Source organism: Brachybacterium halotolerans (assembly GCF_016623465.1).
Lineage (GTDB): Bacteria > Actinomycetota > Actinomycetes > Actinomycetales > Dermabacteraceae > Brachybacterium > Brachybacterium halotolerans.
Genome location: NZ_JAEDAJ010000018.1, coordinates 18,244 through 33,054, shown reverse-complemented (window position 1 = coordinate 33,054; position 14,811 = coordinate 18,244). Strand labels below are relative to the sequence as shown.

The following is a 14,811-nucleotide window of genomic DNA, read 5'->3' as shown; positions in this document are numbered from 1 at the left end:
CCCCTCTCGTCATCCTGGGCGCTGAGTCATGGCGCCCGCCGAGCGACGCCTCAGTAGGCGCCGTCCTTGCCGATCACGGCCTTGACGGTGCGCAGCATGATCCACAGGTCCATGCCGAGCGACCAGTTGTGGGCGTAGCGGACGTCGAGCGCCTGCGCCTGCTCCCAGCTCAGCGCGGAGCGGCCGGAGACCTGCCAGAGGCCGGTCATCCCGGGCACGACACCCAGACGGTGGAACGCGGAGCCCGTGTAGAGCGCCACCTCCCCGTCGCGCTGGGGACGCGGCCCGACGAGGCTCATGGAGCCTCCCAGGACGTTGAGCAGCTGCGGGATCTCGTCGATCGAGTAGCGGCGCAGGAAGCCGCCGATGCGGGTCAGGCGGGGATCGTTCTGGATCTTGAACAGCGGCTTGTCGTCCGTCTGCTGCTCGCGCAGCAGCGCGGCCAGCTTCGCGTCGGCATCGACGGCCATGCTGCGGAACTTGAACATGCGGAACGGCTTGCCGTCCTTGCCCACGCGCTCCTGGCGGTAGAAGATCGGCCCGTGGTCGTCCAGCCGCACGGCGAGGGACACCACGATGAGCAGCGGCGAGAGCGCGGCCAGCAGCAGCGCGGAGCCGAGGATGTCGAAGCCGCGCTTGGCCATGCGCACCGGCACCGGCTGGCGCGGGGGCCGGATCACGACGGAGGCGCCGCGGGCGCCGGAGACGACCCGCACGCGCGACCGACGCGCTCCCGGGGCCATGAAGGACAGCTTGAGCGGGATGCCGCGGCCGCGGAGCTCCCAGCTCAGGTGCGTGAGCAGCTGCGCGGGCGCGGCGCCGCGGACCTCGACGACCTCGCTGCCCGTCTCCTCGACGCGATCGAGCACGTCCTGGACCTGCTCGTCCATCGGCGCGGCCTCGCCGCCCACGAGCACTGCGGTCTCCTCCTCCAGGAGTCCCGAGGCCATCGGGTCGACGGGCTCGGTGGACACGAGCACGGAGCGCACGGGGTGCAGGACGCGGCCCAGCCCCACGATGACCGCGCCGCCCGCGCCGAGCGTCAGGGCGAGGGCGAGCAGGGCGGGGCCCGAGGGGACGATCTCCCCCAGGAAGGGACGCGAGAGCGCCAGCAGCAGCGCTCCGAGGACGACGAGCAGGAGGGGACGCGTGGCGTCCGCTCGCGCGCTGTCGAGCGGACGCGAGGACTGGGCGCTCATCATCACCGCCCACGCGAGCGCGAGGACGGCGAGGGTGCCCGCGGCCGCGAGGGGCGCCGCGGTCATCAGGGCGCTCGCACCGACCGTGATCACGGCGACGGCGAGGGAGAGCACCGCGGTGAGGGCGACGCGGCGACCGTGGGCCCCGAGACGCGCCGGGGAAGGGTCCGCATGCGGTGCGGCGGGAGCGAGCTCCGGCCGCAGCGGCACCACGAGGCTCTCGGCGCTGCGTGCGCTCGCGCTCGCGGCGATCTCCGCGCCGGGCTCCGCGAAGCCCGTGTCCGGAAGAAGGAGGAGCGACGACGCGTGCTCCTCGACATCGGCGGCGCTCTGCGCCGTCTCGCCCGCTGCGGATGCGCGGTTCCCGCGCACCTCCGCGACCTGCATACTCATAGGAAGGCCCCCTGAAGTCGACTCTCGTTCCCGGCCGGACTCCACGTCCTGGCCGAGCCGTCGGCGGGGCACCCCGCCCCCGATCTCCGACGTACCTCATGTTCCGGACAACCGGAACGAATACGGACACTTCGGACAGCCTAGGGATGCTCGAACCCGAAGCGAAGGGGGGTGCGGGCTACTTGCGGGTCACCATCGATCCACGGCCGTGGGATGTGGTTCCACTGCGAGCCATTGCGGATATCCGGCCATCCCGCAAGGAGCTCCGCGCCCATCGGAGACCCCGTCGAGCGACGCGTCTCGGGGGCCGCGACGCGTCCCAGAGGGGCCGGTCCGCGCCATGACGGAAACGGGATGTGATGCGCATCCCGTATATTCCTCGCAAGTCGGACACTTCGGGCTCGACGTGGCATCCTCGATCTACCCCGTTCCGCGCATCCGGAGCGGCCCGGAACCCGTCGCGGAGACTGCGGTGCGACCCGCACCACGCAGAAGCACCCGCATCGCCCCACCCGAGCCGCACGGACGGCGCCCTCCAGGCGTCGGCGCGGACGGGATCGTGACGCCGCAGAGGCGCCCGCCCCAGGACGGGGACCGGAGATCAGCAGTCAGCAGGAGGTGGAGAGATGGTGTTCGTCGCGCGTCCGGAGGCACTCGCTCTGCTCCAGCGCGCGCTCCGGGATCCCGCCGGCAGGACGCTCACGGTCTCCGGCCCTATCGGCAGCGGCAAGTCGTTCCTGCTCGACGCGCTGCGGGGCAGCGCCTCCCTCCCCTCGACCATCGTCCGGGCCGGGTCGGCCCCCTCCGACTGGACCCTCGGGGGCCTCTCCAGCGTCCTGGCCGCGATCGACGGACTGCTCGGCACCGAGACGCTCCCCGTGCTCGACGCGCACGACCCGGCGGACCTGCCCGCGCTCGCCCGCGGCATCGCCTCCGAGATCGAGCGGCGATCGATCACGGACTTCCTCGTGATCGTCGACGACGCCGACCTGCTGGACGAGCCCAGCCGCACCGTCCTCGAGGTCGTCACCCTGCGCTGCGCCCCGCACGGGATGCGCTGCGCGCTCGCGATCCGGCCCGATGCGCAGGGCCCCGACTCCGGCCGACGCCAGACGATCGGCCTGCCCGACCTCGACCTGGAGACCATGCGCCGCCTCGCGGGGGACTTCGCACCCGAGGGCGCGGATCCCGCCGTCCTGCTGCTGCTCGCGACCGCCGCCGGCGGGAACCCCCTCGCCCTCGAGGGGCTCATCGACGCCTCTCTCCCTGAGGCCCTGGACGGCACCTCGCCCCTCCAGGTGCCGCTGCCCGCGGATGCACGGCTCGAGGAGGCGCATCGGGCCCTCCTCGGCCCGCTCGACGAGGAGCAGATGATGCTGGTGCAGGTGCTCTCGAGCGCGCCCGCGACCCCCGAGACCACGCTGCTCGCGTGCGGGGACCCAGGCGCGTCGGCCGTGGCGCTCGACGACCTGATCGGTTCCGGACTGGTGACCCGCACGGGCGGCCTGGTGCGGCTGCGCTCGCTCTCCCTGCGCTCCTCGGTCTACTGGGGTCAGACCGCACACGCTCGTCAGTCCCTCCACGAGAAGCTCGCCGCGACCGCCGCCGGGGACGCGCCCGAGTGGGGCCAGTGGCATCTCAGCTTCGTCGACCCCGAGCGCGCGCAGCCGACGGTGCTGCTCGAGGGAGCGCGCGCCCTCGTGGACGCGGCCGACACGCGGCCGGCCCTGCACCTCGTGGAGCGCGCGCTGTCCCTCTCCGTCGGCGAGGCCCCGGAGATCGCGCGGCTCCTGTGCGAGCTCGTGGAGTCCCTCCTCGCCCACGGGGAGATCGAGCTCGCCGAGCGATACCTCAGCTTCGCCCGCGAGCGCTTCGCGGGATCAGGCATGCCCGCGGCCCTGACCCGCTCCGCCCTCCTCTTCGCCCACGTCCGGGGCGAGGCGCTGCCGGTGCACCTCCTGCGCCACAGCCTCGCGGACCACGCGGCGGGAACGGAGACCGAACGCATCGACCTGGTGGCCATGGGAGCCCTGCTGCTCCTCCAGCGCTGGGAGCTGCGCGGCGCGCGGGAGCTGGTCGGCCTCGCGCAGGATTCCGGGCTGCGCGCGACGCCCCTGCTCGCGACGACCTCGCGCCTGGCCGACCTCTACCACCGGGTGCTGCACGGCGAAGGAGCACCCGCCGGCGCCTGCGAACGGGTGATGATCGCGGATCTCGAGCGCCCCGGCGACCAGGGAATCGTGAGGACCGTGCTCGCACAGGCGCTCTCGATCGCCGAGTCCTACGCCGAGGCCCGCGATGTCGTCGACCCGTCGGGACGCGGGGGCACCTCCTCGCCGGCCCCGCGCGCCCTCAGCCGCGCCCTCGACCTCACGGAGATCGAGCTCCGCGCGGGCCTGCCCGCGCGCGCGCGCGAGTCCTTCCGGAGCCTCGCCCCGTTCGGCTCGAGCACGCGCATGATGCAGCCGCTGGTGCTGCGGGCGCAGGTCGCGCTGCTGCTGAGCAGCGGGGAGATAGAGGAGGCGGAGACGATCCTCTCGCGTCTCCAGCGCAGTCTCGCCCCCGGCGGCAACCCGCGCCTGGAAGCGGAGGTCGCGGTCCTGATGGCCCGCGCCGCTCGCATGGGCGGGAACCTCGAGTCCGCGGCCCAGCACTTCGCACGGGTCAGGGCCCAGGCCGCGCGATTCCACGCACCGCACCTGCTGCGCTTCCACGAGCACTACATCCAGACGCTCGTGGAGCTGGGACGGCGCGAGGAGGCCGCCGCCGTCCTCGAGGAGCTCACGGCGCTCTCCCACGACGCCCCGTCGCCCTGGGCGCGACTCGCGATCGCCAACTCCCGCACCCTGCTCAGCACCGGCGAGTCCGCGGACGGCGAGATCCAGGGCGTCATCGAGACGGGTCACGACACGGGCCACGAGCTCCAGCGCGGCCAGTTCCTGCTCGCCTACTCCCAGCGTCTCGAGGAGCTGGGGCGCAGCACGGACTCACGGTCGGCGCGCGATGCCGGTCTCCTGGCGATCGACCAGACGGGGCAGAGCACCGCCGACCTCGCACCCGCCCCGATGCCGCGCACGACAGCGAGTGCGGATCCCCTGGCCCGGCTCGGGGAGAAGGAGCGGGCGGTCGCCGAGCTCGTCGGCCGCGGCATGCGCAACCGGGCGATCGCCTCCGAGCTGTTCGTCTCGGTCCGCACGGTCGAGCTGCGCCTGACCCGCGTCTACCGCACCCTCGGCATCCGCTCCCGCGCCCAGCTCGTCCAGATCCTCCAGGCCACGGGCACCGGTGCCGGCGTCGGTGCGGGTGCCGGCGCCGAGCGCGTCGGCAGTCGCAGCCGCTGAGCCCATCGGCGGCCACCGACGGCCGACGGCCCGGAGCTCAGACGCGCACGCGCTGCGGGGACGGGGCGTCGGCCGATCGGGCGAGGCCCTCGCCCATGCGCAGGCCGTGGTGCCGGTCGAGCGCGTCGCACAGCAGCACGGTCAGCAGGAAGACGGCGATCCCCCACGGGGCGATCGAGGCGCCCTGGCCGGGGAACACGGGGGCACCGAAGGGCGCGAGCAGGGTGGTGAGCCCGAAGGTGCCCAGCTGCAGGAGGATCGGCAGCTCGAGGCCGCCGCTCTTCCAGGCCAGGATCCCGCTGCACAGCGAGATGAGGGCGGCCCCGGCGAGCGCGCCCGCGTCGGCCCCGAAGCCGCGGCCGATCAGCGAGAGCGGCACCGGCAGCACGATCGCCCAGAAGGGGCTGCGCAGCCAGGTGCCGACGGCCTGCTGGCCGATCCCGCGGAACACGAGCTCCTCGCCCACGGCGCGCAGCGGCGCGAGCACCACGGTCAGCACGAGCACGCCGACGATCGCCCCGGCGCTCCCCCGCGGCCCGATCTGCGCGGGCCCGGTGCCCACGAGCATACCCGCGACGGCCGCGATGACCAGTACGGGAAGCATGCGCGCGGCGCCCCAGGCCAGCATGTCCGGGCGGATGCGCCCGGCGACCGACCACAGCGTGCGCACCGGTCGCCAGCCGCCGATGCGCACGCCCAGCAGCGCAGCGGGCACCGCGAAGGCGCCGAGCGCGAGGGCGACGAAGACGCTCAGCGGGCTCGCCGGATCGCCCTGACTGCGGCCGATCGCCATCGGGTCCACTCCCGGCAGGATCGCGAGCACGGTCACCGTGCCCACGAGCACCAGATAGGCGAAGACGATCTGCGCGACGCCTGCGGCCAGCGCGGTCAGCAGCGGCCGGAACCAGCGCGCCCACTCGGGCCGCAGGTGCGCGAGCCTGTGGTAGGGCAGGGTGGCCGACGGGATCGGGTCGGGCACGGGATCGGACGCGCTGTCGGTCTCGGACCGGGGCGCGTCCGCCGACGCGGCGGACGCGGGCCGGCCCCGCCCCTCAGGCGGCACGTCGCGACCCGGTGCCGGCGAGCTTGGCGCGGCGCTCGGCGCGCTCCTTCGCCTCGGCCGCGTGGGCCTGGGAAGCGGCCTCGCTGAGGCCAAGGTCCTCGATGCCCAGGCGATGCGCGGGCTGTGTGAACGGCGTCTCCGAGACCACCTCGCCGGAGGGGCTCACGTGCAGCAGCTCGCCGTCGCCCAGGAGACGCCACTGATCGGAGTCGTCCATGGGCTCGCTCGCGATCACCACCGAGCGCACGTCGCGCAGCTCGGCGCTGGTCGCGCGCAGGGTGTCGGAGGCCTGGTGCAGGGCGTCGTCGTTCCTGCCGCCGGCGGGCCGGTCTCGCACCCACAGCTCGTTGGTCTCCGGCAGGCGCAGCGCGTAGAGGTGCTCGTCCCGGGCGACGACGAGGTTCAGCGAGTAGACGGGCACGCGCCCGAGCACCCAGGAGATCGCGGAGATCAGCCCCGCGTGCAGGTCGCCGCCTGCCGCGGAGGTCTCACCGGCGATGAGCGCGGCGAGCCATTCGCTGTCGGTCGCGCCCTCGACGAGGTGCCCGGCGCCGAGCTCCCGCACGCGCCCGCGCAGCTCGTCCGTCACGCGCAGCACCCCGTTGTGGGCGACGATGATGCCGTCCATGAGGAACGGGTGCGTGTTGACCAGCTCGTTCGCGGTCCCGGAGGAGTTGCGCACGTGGGCGATCATCGCGCGGGAGCGCAGGTCGGAGGCGATCCGGGCGTACCGGCTCGAGGAGTGCGCGGCCACCGGCCGCTTCTGCACGTGCGGCGCTCCCTCGTCGTCGAACCATCCGATGCCGGTGCCGTCGGCGTTGAACTGCGACTGGTGCGCGAGCGAGTACGGGGCGTCGAGCAGCCAGAAGCGGGCGGTGACGGGACGGTCGGCGTGGAGGGCGAAGAGTCGGCACATGGTCCTCCCACTGTAAGGCGGGTGCGCGCGGACCGCCCGGACAGTGTGATCCGCGGACCCGCGCGGTCCGTCGGCCGGCTGGTCAGCGCCGGGTGGTCCGATCGTCACCCCCGCCTCGCCGACGGGGAGTAGCGTGCGTCACGTCCACGGCCGCTCCGGCCGACGCGACGCTCCCCACCGGGCGCCCGCCGACCGCTGTCGCCGACCGCACGTGAGGAGGGGGACGCATGTCCGAGACCGCACACCCCGCGCAGGGAGGCGCGGGCACCGGCCGAGGCGGGAGCGCCGGCCGAGGCGGGGGCGCCCGCGCGACGGCGGGGCCGTCGTTCCAGGCGGTGCGCAGCCTGATCCCGGCGCGCATGGACCGTCTGCCCTGGGCACGCTTCCACACCCTGGTGATCGTGGGACTCGGCGCCGCCTGGATCCTCGACGGCATCGAGGTGCAGATCGTCGCGGCAAACGGCTTCGCCGCCGACCTCGGCATGAGCAACGAGCAGATCACCGCCTCGGCGACCTTCTACCTGTTCGGACAGGTGCTCGGCTCGCTCGTGTTCGGTCGGCTGACCGACCGGATCGGCCGCAAGAAGCTGTTCGCCCTCACCCTCGCCGTGTACCTCGCGGGCTCCGCGCTCGCGGGCCTCTCGTTCTCCATGTGGTTCTTCTACCTGTGCCGCTTCATCGCCGGCGCGGGCATCGGCGGCGAGTACTCGGCGATCAACTCCGCGATCGACGAGCTGATCCCCGCGAAGTACCGCGGGCGCGTGGACCTCGCCGTCAACGGCACCTACTGGGCGGGCGTCGCCCTCGGTGCGGCCTCGACGATCTTCCTGCTGGACCCCGAGCTCGTGAACGAGCACTGGGGCTGGCGGATCGGCTTCTTCATCGGCCCGGTCCTCGGCCTCATCCTGATCCTCATGCGCCGGGCGATCCCCGAATCGCCGCGCTGGATGCTCACCCACGGCCGCGGCGAGGAGGCCGAGCAGATCATCGCGGGCATCGAGGAGCGGGTCCACGACAGCGGCCACGAGCTCGGCGAGGTCGACGAATCGCGGGCGATCACCGTGAAGCCCGAGGAGCGGCTGCCGTTCCGCGAGGTCGCCCATGTGTTCTTCAAGGTCTACCCGGGTCGCACCGTGCTGGGCGTGACGCTCATGGTCACCCAGTCGTTCCTGTACAACGCCATCTTCTTCACCTACGCGATCGTCCTCGAGCAGTTCTACGGGGTCGCGAAGGACGCGGCGGGGCTGTACATGATCCCCTTCGCGATCGGGAACCTGCTGGGCCCGCTGCTGCTCGGTCCGCTGTTCGACACCATCGGCCGACGCAGGATGATCTTCGGGACGTACGGGCTCGCGGCGGTGATCCTCACGGTCTCCGCGATCGCCTTCTCGGCGGATCTGCTGACGGCCACCACGCACACGGTGTTCTGGTGCGTGGCGTTCTTCTTCGCGAGCGCGGGCGCCTCCTCCGCCTATCTGACGGTCTCCGAGGTGTTCCCGCTCGAGGTGCGCGGCCAGGCGATCAGCTACTTCTTCTCGATCGCGCAGATCGCGGGCGCGATCGCACCGCTCATCTACGGGGCCCTGATCGGCGACGGCTCCTCGCGCGGGCCGCTGGTCATCGGCTACCTGGGCGGCAGCCTGATCATGCTGATCGGCGGCGTCGTGGCCCAGGTCCTCGGCGTCGACGCCGAGCGCAAGGGCCTCGAGGACGTCGCCGATCCGCTCAGCAAGCGCAATGCGGAGGCCGACGAGCAGGGCGAGCAGGAGGCGAGGGCATGAGCATCGACGAGGGCACGAGTCGACGACCCGACCGGGCTTCGGACGCCCCGTCGGCCGACACGCTCCCGATCGTGGTCGGGGTCAGCAGGTCCTCGGGGTCCCCGGCCGCTCTGCGCTGGGCGCTCGAGGAGTCGAGGGTGCGGGGCGTGCCGATGGTGGCGCTGCGCGCCTACCGGGTGCCGGGCACTGCGGCCGGATCAGTGCGGCCGATGCCCTCCCGCGTCGCTGACAGCGAGGACCCCCTGCGCACCGCGGCGCTGGACGCGCTGCGGGCCGACGTCCGCCGCGCTCTCGGCGCGACGGTCGACCTGACCGACGGGTCCGATGGAACCGACGACGCAGGCCCTGCCGACGGGGCCCGTGGCATCCGTGGGGACGGCAGTGTCGAGCTCCGTGCGGTGCGCGGCGCGCGTGCGCGGGTGCTGCTCGAGGCGAGCGATGCGGCCTCGCTCCTGGTGGTCGATGCGCCGCGCCGACGGGAGATCGGCACGGGGCCGACCTTCGCCGCACAGCTCGTGCAGCGGGCGCGCTGCCCCGTCGTCATCATGCCCGGGCCCGTGCGCGGGGCCGCGCAGTCCCAGGTGGAGTGACGGCGGGGCGACCGCAAGGCTCTTCCCACGGCGGACGTCTGGGGGGCGCCTCGAGCATGGTGCCACCGCCCCGCGCTCGTCCCTTCGGCCGATCCGGAAATCCCGCACGGGTTCCTACGATGTGCGGATGACCTCCTCCCCCGTCGACGCCCCTGCCCCGAGCGGCGTCGACCATCCCCCGGCACGAGGACGCCTCGTGCGTCGTCTCGCCGAAGCCGGCCGCATGCTCGTGGTCTCCCTGGCATGCCTCGTCGTCGGTGCGTGCCTCGCCCTGATCCTCTTCCTGGCCGCGTGGGACACGTACGGCGAATCGCTGCCGGGGCGCGTCGGGCTGGCGCTCGTGATCGACGTCGGCGTCGGCGCCGTCGCGAACCTCGCCGCCGGCCCGATGCGACGGGCGGGCCTGTGGAATCTGCTGCTGGTGGTGCCCGGCGCGCTCAGCGGCTCCGCCCTGCCCGCCGCCGCCGTGGGGCTCGCCCGGGTGGGGGTCCGGCGCGATCGTCGTCTGGACGTGATCGGGCTCTCGCTCGCGGCGGCCACGGGGCTCATCTTCAACGGCATCGACCGGTGGGCCCAAGGGAGGTGGTCGAGCACGTTCGTGTTCGACATCCTCCTCAGCCTCGTCTTCGCGGGAGCCGCCCTGCTCTGGGGGCGCGTCCGCGGCACCCGCGCCATCCTCATCACCTCCCTGCGCAGCCAGGCCGCGACCGCCCGGCGCGAGCGGGAGGCCCTCGAGCGCGAGCACGAGGCGCTGGCCCGTGAGCATCGCGCGCTCGTCGCCCAGGCCGAGTCCGAGCAGCGGGCCGCGATCGCCCGCGACATGCACGACAGCCTCTCTCACCACCTGTCCCTGATCGCGATGCACGCCGGCGCCCTCTCCTACCGTGCGGACATGCCGCCGGAGCAGATGCGCGACGTCTCGGCCACGATCCTCGCCGACGCCCGTGCCGCGAACTCCGAGCTGCGCCACGTGCTCTCCGCCCTACGCACCGATGACGCGGAGCCTCTGCCCACGGGCGCCCAGATCGGCGAGCAGATCGAGCGCGCTCGCTCCGAGGGCCAGGACGTGCGCCTGGAGTGGGTGGGCACCGATCCGCACGACGTCGATGCCGCCGGCTCGGCCCTCGTGGTGACCCTCTCGCGCGCGGTGCGCGAGCTGCTCACCAATGCCCGCAAGCACGCGCCCGGGCAGCCGCTGGAGCTGCGGATCGCCCACGAGACGGGCATGCTGCGTCTGACCTCGCGGAACACCGTGCCGGAGGAGGTGCGCACCGCTGCCTCCGAGCTCGGATCCGGGCTCGGGCTCACGGGGCTGCGCGAGCGCGTGCGCCTGCTCGGGGGGACGATGAGGGCCGAAGCGGCCGTCGCCGCGAGCGGCGCCGACACGGACGACGACCACAGCCCGGCGGAGCACCCGCGGGACGCACCCGCCTTCGAGGTCGAGCTCTCCCTCCCCTGGCCCGACCACCGATCACGAGACGAGGACGACGCATGACGCCCGGGACCCCCGCGACCGACCCGGTCCCCGATGCCCGCACCTTCGGGCCCCAGGACGGCGCTGCCCCGTCATCTGCCGTCAGCCCGGCATCTGCCGTCGGCCCGTCAGGTGCCGCAGACCCGTCAGGCGCCGCCGACCCGTCACGCGCCGCCGCTCCGGCCGGCGTCCGCGTGCTGCTCGTGGACGACGAACAGCTCATGCGCGCCGGTCTGCGGCTGATGATCGACGGCAGCGACGGCATCGAGGTCGTCGGCGAGGCGGCCGACGGCGCCGCCGCTCTCGACGCGGTCGCCGCGCTCGATCCCGACGTGGTGCTCATGGACATCCGCATGCCGCGCATGGACGGCATCGAGGCGACGCGCCGGCTGAGCGGCGACGGCGCTCGACCGGGGGTCGTGGTCCTCACGGCCTTCGACACCGACGGGTTCCTGCTCGATGCCCTGCGCGCGGGCGCCGTCTCCTTCCTGCTCAAGGACTCCCCGCCCGAGCAGGTCGTGCAGGGCATCCACGAGGCAGCCCGCGGAGAGGCCCGCTTCTCCCCCGCCGTGCTGCGCCGCCTCGTCGCCCTCGCCGCGGGAAGCGCCGGGACCCAGGCCAGAACAGCAGCCGACCGCACCGGCCCAGCTGTCGAACACAACGGCCCGTCGACCGACCAGGAAGCCGCAGCGGAGCAGACGCCGTACGGGATGCCCGAACGCATGCAGCCGGTCCCCGCCGACGCGGGCTCGCTCCCCCACGCGATCACCGAGCGCGAGTGGGAGGTGGGGCGGCTGGTCGCGCAGGGCCTGACGAACTCGGAGATCGCCGACGCCCTGTTCCTCTCCCTGCCCACGATCAAGACCCACATCGGGCACCTGTTCGAGAAGCTGCTGGTCACCAACCGCGTGCAGCTCGCGATCCGCGTGCTCGAGATCGACGGCGGGGCCTGACCCGTCGAGGGGCACCCGATCGACCTCGGGCGCCTGAACGCCCGCGGCACCGGTAGGCTCGCGAGGAACCGACCGCGGGAGATCCTCACGTGAAGTACCTGGCCATCGCCCTGATCCTGGGCCTGCTCGCCCTCCGCCTGCTGCGCGGACGATGGGGCTCGCGATTCCTCGGCGTCTCGGGCCGCGTGGTCGACATCGTCTACGTCGCCGCGCTCGTGATCGCCGGGGTCGCCGCCGTCGCCACGAAGTACTGGCTGCTGCTCGCGCTCGTGGTGGTGCTGCTCGTGCTGCGGATCATCGAGGCGGTGCGCTCCCGAGCTCCGCGCGACTGATCCGCCGGGCGGCCGGGCGGCGCCATGGAGCGGCGGGAAGCCGATGGGGGGCCGACGGGGGCCGATGGGGAGCCGACGGGGTGGGGGCATGTCGTCCACCGGCATATATGGGACGTCTCTGCCACCGGTGGCAGAGACGTCCCATATATGCCGCTCGGTGACAGGAGCGACCCAGCTGACCGGCATCGCCTCCCCGATACCTGGCCACCTTCCCGCCTTCGCCGCTCTGCACCCTCAGCTGCGCCCTCACTTCCGCCCGAAGACCACCAGGCGCTGGGCGAGGAAGCTGAGCACGAACAGCGCCAGGTCGGTCGTCACCTTCGCGACCAGCAGCGATGCCCCGAGGCCCACGAGGGCGTCGACGAGGAGCACCCCGGCGCCGAGCACGACGGCGGCGAGCACCCCGTACCGGACGACTGCCCTGCCGAGCGGGACGTCGGCCCCGCCGTCGAAGACGACACGCCTGTTCAGGGCGAAGTTCCCGCTCGCGCTCAGCACCCGTGCCGCCGCGAGGGCGAGCCACACGGGAGCGCCGAGCGCGGAGACCGCGAGGAACAGCAGGGTGTCCAGGGCGAAGGCCAACAGCCCCGACCCCATGAAGGCGACCACGGGACCGAGCACGCGCAGCGAATCCCGCACGGGCCGGAAGTGGCTGGCCTCGTTGTCGTCGAGATAGACGGTCTCGATCGGCACCTGGTGCAGGCCGATGCCCTCGCGGCCGGCGCGCACGAGCATCGAGTACTCGTACTCGTAGCGGTCGCCGGGGATCCCCTCCGCCCAGGCCAGGCGCGAGAAGGGCAGGCCGCGCAGGCCCGTCTGCGTGTCGCGCAGGCGCGCGCCGGAGGCGAGGCGCAGCACCCACGAGCTCACCACGTTGCCCAGCCGCGAGCGCAGCGGCACCTCGGACCGGTCGAAGCCGCGCACGCCGAGGACGAGGTCCGTGCGGGGCGCGGACGCTGCGGTCGGCGCCGACGGCGCGGCCGAAGCGGCAGGACCGGCCGACCCTGGCCACACTCCCCCGTCGGCCGACCAGCTGGGCACCGCCCCAGCGGCCGACGCCTCGATCCCGTCGAGGACGTCGCGCACGCGGCGGATGTCGGCGAGGGTGTGCTGGCCGTCGGCGTCGGCGGTGACGACGCCGCTGCCGGGGCGGGTGGTGCGCACGTGGGCGATGCCGGCGCGCAGGGCGCCGCCCTTGCCGCGGTTCTCCGGCAGGTGCAGGACCTCGGCGCCCTCGAGGGCGCAGCGGTCGAAGACGACCTCGTAGTCGGGTCCGGAGCCGTCGTCGACCACGAGCACGTCGATGTCGTCGGCGGCGAGCCGCGCGACCAGGTCCACGAGCGGACGCGCGGGGGCGAGCGCAGGGATGAGGACCACGGCGCGGGCCGGAGCGGCCGGCTCGGTCGGAGCGGCCGGCTCGGTCGGTGCGAGCGATGCTCCGGGACGGGCGGGAGCAGTCTCGGGACGGGCGGGAGCCGTGTCGGGGTGGAGGTGCGGGCGGATCGTGACCATCGCGCTCACCCGGCCACGTACAGGATGTCGGAGGTGGCGCGCTCGCCGCCGTTCGAGGGCTCGTTGAGGATCTCGCCGTCGAAGATCATCACCGAGGAGCCGCCGCCGTCGAGGTTGTAGCCGCTCGTGCAACCGAGGTCTGCGAGGATCTCGCCGAGCTCGGTGAGGCCGACGCCTCGCGAGTGCCCCTCGGAGCGGCCGTCGACCACGAGGAAGACCAGGTGGTTCTCGCCGATCACGCCGATGGCGGTGCGCGGCTGCTCGCCCTGGATGGAGTGGTTGCCGATGTTCGTGTCGATCTCGACGTCCTCGACGCCGTCGGGGACCTTCCCATCCTCGAGCACGGCCGGGCCGAAGCTGAGGGTGTTCCAGGCGCCGTCGGCCAGCAGCTCGTCGGCGCTGGTGGTGGTCTCGTCGTAGATCTCGATGCGTCCGTCCGTAAAGAAGACGAGGCCGTCGCGGGCGGGCTCGTCGCGGTAGGAGACGCCGTTGCGGATGACGATGCCGGTGTCGCGGAAGCCGTAGTAGTCGCCGTTGATGGCGAGCACCGCCGAGTTGTCCGAGGCCATCTCGCTGGGCTCGGCGGTGATGTTCTGGCCGAACTCGTCCTGCGCGAAGGCCGAGCGGACGATCGTCGCGTCGTCGATCTCGATCTCCGCGGCGTACCAGGCCAGGGCCTCGGAGCCGCTGCCGGTCTCCGTCTGCGTGAGGGTGATCGTGGTGGTCGACGACGTGTAGCCGGTGCTCGAGTACTCGCCGTCGGTCGCGAGCGCCGCGGTCTGCGCGGTGCCGGCCTCGGACTCGGCGGCGGAGACGTCGGAGACCTCGACCTTCTCCCGCAGGAAGCGGTCGTAGGCCCAGGCCGCGGAGCCGCCGGTGCCGGCGAGCAGGGCGACGCCCGAGCCCAGCAGTACGCGACGGCGGATCACGCTGCGCCCGCGATGGGTGCGTCGGCCCGCCGGGGGCTGGGCCGACGAGGGCTGGTCCGACGGGGGCTGGTCCGACGGGGGCGGGTCAGACGGGGGCTGGGCCGGGACCGACGGGTCCGACGGGATCCGATCCGACGTCGGCTGGTCGGGCGAGAGCTGACCCGGCGGATGCTCGCCGGGGTCGCGGGTGGGTGCGTGGGGTGCGTTCATGCGCCATAGAGTCGGCGCGCAGACTGTGCCCGGAGCCTCGGGCGGGCTGTGGGGGTGCTGTGCGGCCCGGCGGGCCCCGGCTCAGCAGCTCAGCGGATCAGCACCCCGGGCTCAGCGG

The 14,811-nt window shown here is 73.5% G+C and carries 11 protein-coding genes; 6 read left to right on the top strand and 5 right to left on the bottom strand.

Annotation, left to right across the window (positions count from 1 at the left end):
• Nucleotides 1–50: 50 nt before the first annotated feature.
• Nucleotides 51–1,592: a sugar transferase gene (locus tag I8D64_RS16685; RefSeq protein ID WP_200503882.1), complete on the bottom strand. Its 1,542-nt coding sequence runs from the start codon at nt 1,590–1,592 to the stop codon at nt 51–53.
• Nucleotides 1,593–2,218: 626 nt separating this feature from the next.
• Here I8D64_RS16685 and I8D64_RS16680 point away from each other — a divergent pair.
• The gene (locus I8D64_RS16680) at nt 2,219–4,933 is read left to right on the top strand and encodes a LuxR family transcriptional regulator (protein WP_200503908.1); all 2,715 of its coding nucleotides are present in this window, start codon (nt 2,219–2,221) and stop codon (nt 4,931–4,933) included.
• Nucleotides 4,934–4,970: 37 nt separating this feature from the next.
• Here the strand turns inward: I8D64_RS16680 and I8D64_RS16675 are convergent, their stop codons facing one another.
• Complete coding sequence (locus I8D64_RS16675) at nt 4,971–5,912, bottom strand: CPBP family glutamic-type intramembrane protease (RefSeq protein ID WP_200503907.1); 942 nt, start codon at nt 5,910–5,912, stop codon at nt 4,971–4,973.
• A gap of 73 nt (nt 5,913–5,985) precedes the next feature.
• Complete coding sequence (locus I8D64_RS16670; RefSeq protein WP_200503906.1) at nt 5,986–6,912, bottom strand: class II glutamine amidotransferase; 927 nt, start codon at nt 6,910–6,912, stop codon at nt 5,986–5,988.
• Nucleotides 6,913–7,139: 227 nt separating this feature from the next.
• Here I8D64_RS16670 and I8D64_RS16665 point away from each other — a divergent pair, with 227 nt between their 5' ends.
• The 5 genes from I8D64_RS16665 (at nt 7,140) to I8D64_RS16645 (ending at nt 12,042) form a co-directional block, all read left to right on the top strand.
• Nucleotides 7,140–8,693, top strand: coding sequence for an MFS transporter (locus I8D64_RS16665; protein ID WP_343068617.1), 1,554 nt, complete (start codon nt 7,140–7,142; stop codon nt 8,691–8,693).
• Entirely contained in the window at nt 8,690–9,283 is a 594-nt protein-coding gene (locus tag I8D64_RS16660) for a universal stress protein (protein WP_200503905.1), read from the top strand. The genes I8D64_RS16665 and I8D64_RS16660 overlap by 4 nt, the downstream gene beginning before the upstream one ends.
• Before the next feature lie 127 nt (nt 9,284–9,410).
• Complete coding sequence (locus tag I8D64_RS16655) at nt 9,411–10,778, top strand: sensor histidine kinase (RefSeq protein ID WP_200503904.1); 1,368 nt, start codon at nt 9,411–9,413, stop codon at nt 10,776–10,778.
• Nucleotides 10,775–11,710, top strand: a complete 936-nt coding sequence (locus I8D64_RS16650) for a response regulator transcription factor (protein WP_200503903.1) — start codon at nt 10,775–10,777, stop codon at nt 11,708–11,710. Before I8D64_RS16655 ends, I8D64_RS16650 begins: the two co-directional genes overlap by 4 nt.
• Before the next feature lie 89 nt (nt 11,711–11,799).
• A complete protein-coding gene (locus I8D64_RS16645) occupies nt 11,800–12,042 on the top strand; it encodes a hypothetical protein (protein WP_200503902.1) in 243 nt (80 codons plus the stop codon).
• A gap of 246 nt (nt 12,043–12,288) precedes the next feature.
• Here I8D64_RS16645 and I8D64_RS16640 read toward each other — a convergent pair whose 3' ends face one another.
• Together I8D64_RS16640 and I8D64_RS16635 are read right to left on the bottom strand one after the other, a co-directional pair.
• The gene (locus I8D64_RS16640; RefSeq protein ID WP_246483128.1) at nt 12,289–13,554 is read right to left on the bottom strand and encodes a bifunctional glycosyltransferase family 2/GtrA family protein; all 1,266 of its coding nucleotides are present in this window, start codon (nt 13,552–13,554) and stop codon (nt 12,289–12,291) included.
• Nucleotides 13,555–13,559: 5 nt separating this feature from the next.
• Nucleotides 13,560–14,693 carry a phosphodiester glycosidase family protein gene (locus I8D64_RS16635; RefSeq protein ID WP_200503900.1) on the bottom strand — a complete coding sequence of 378 codons (1,134 nt, stop codon included), beginning with the start codon at nt 14,691–14,693 and terminating at the stop codon, nt 13,560–13,562.
• Nucleotides 14,694–14,811 lie beyond the last annotated feature (118 nt).

Excerpts from the sequence above, each read along its gene's own strand:
- I8D64_RS16680 (WP_200503908.1), top strand. The coding sequence starts at position 2,219 with ATGGTGTTCGTCGCGCGTCCGGAGGCACTCGCTCTGCTCCAGCGCGCG.
- I8D64_RS16650 (WP_200503903.1), top strand. The coding sequence starts at position 10,775 with ATGACGCCCGGGACCCCCGCGACCGACCCGGTCCCCGATGCCCGCACC.
- I8D64_RS16655 (WP_200503904.1), top strand. The coding sequence starts at position 9,411 with ATGACCTCCTCCCCCGTCGACGCCCCTGCCCCGAGCGGCGTCGACCAT.
- I8D64_RS16660 (WP_200503905.1), top strand. The coding sequence starts at position 8,690 with ATGAGCATCGACGAGGGCACGAGTCGACGACCCGACCGGGCTTCGGAC.
- I8D64_RS16670 (WP_200503906.1), bottom strand. The coding sequence starts at position 6,912 with ATGTGCCGACTCTTCGCCCTCCACGCCGACCGTCCCGTCACCGCCCGC.
- I8D64_RS16635 (WP_200503900.1), bottom strand. The coding sequence starts at position 14,693 with ATGAACGCACCCCACGCACCCACCCGCGACCCCGGCGAGCATCCGCCG.
- I8D64_RS16685 (WP_200503882.1), bottom strand. The coding sequence starts at position 1,592 with ATGAGTATGCAGGTCGCGGAGGTGCGCGGGAACCGCGCATCCGCAGCG.
- I8D64_RS16665 (WP_343068617.1), top strand. The coding sequence starts at position 7,140 with ATGTCCGAGACCGCACACCCCGCGCAGGGAGGCGCGGGCACCGGCCGA.
- I8D64_RS16640 (WP_246483128.1), bottom strand. The coding sequence starts at position 13,554 with ATGGTCACGATCCGCCCGCACCTCCACCCCGACACGGCTCCCGCCCGT.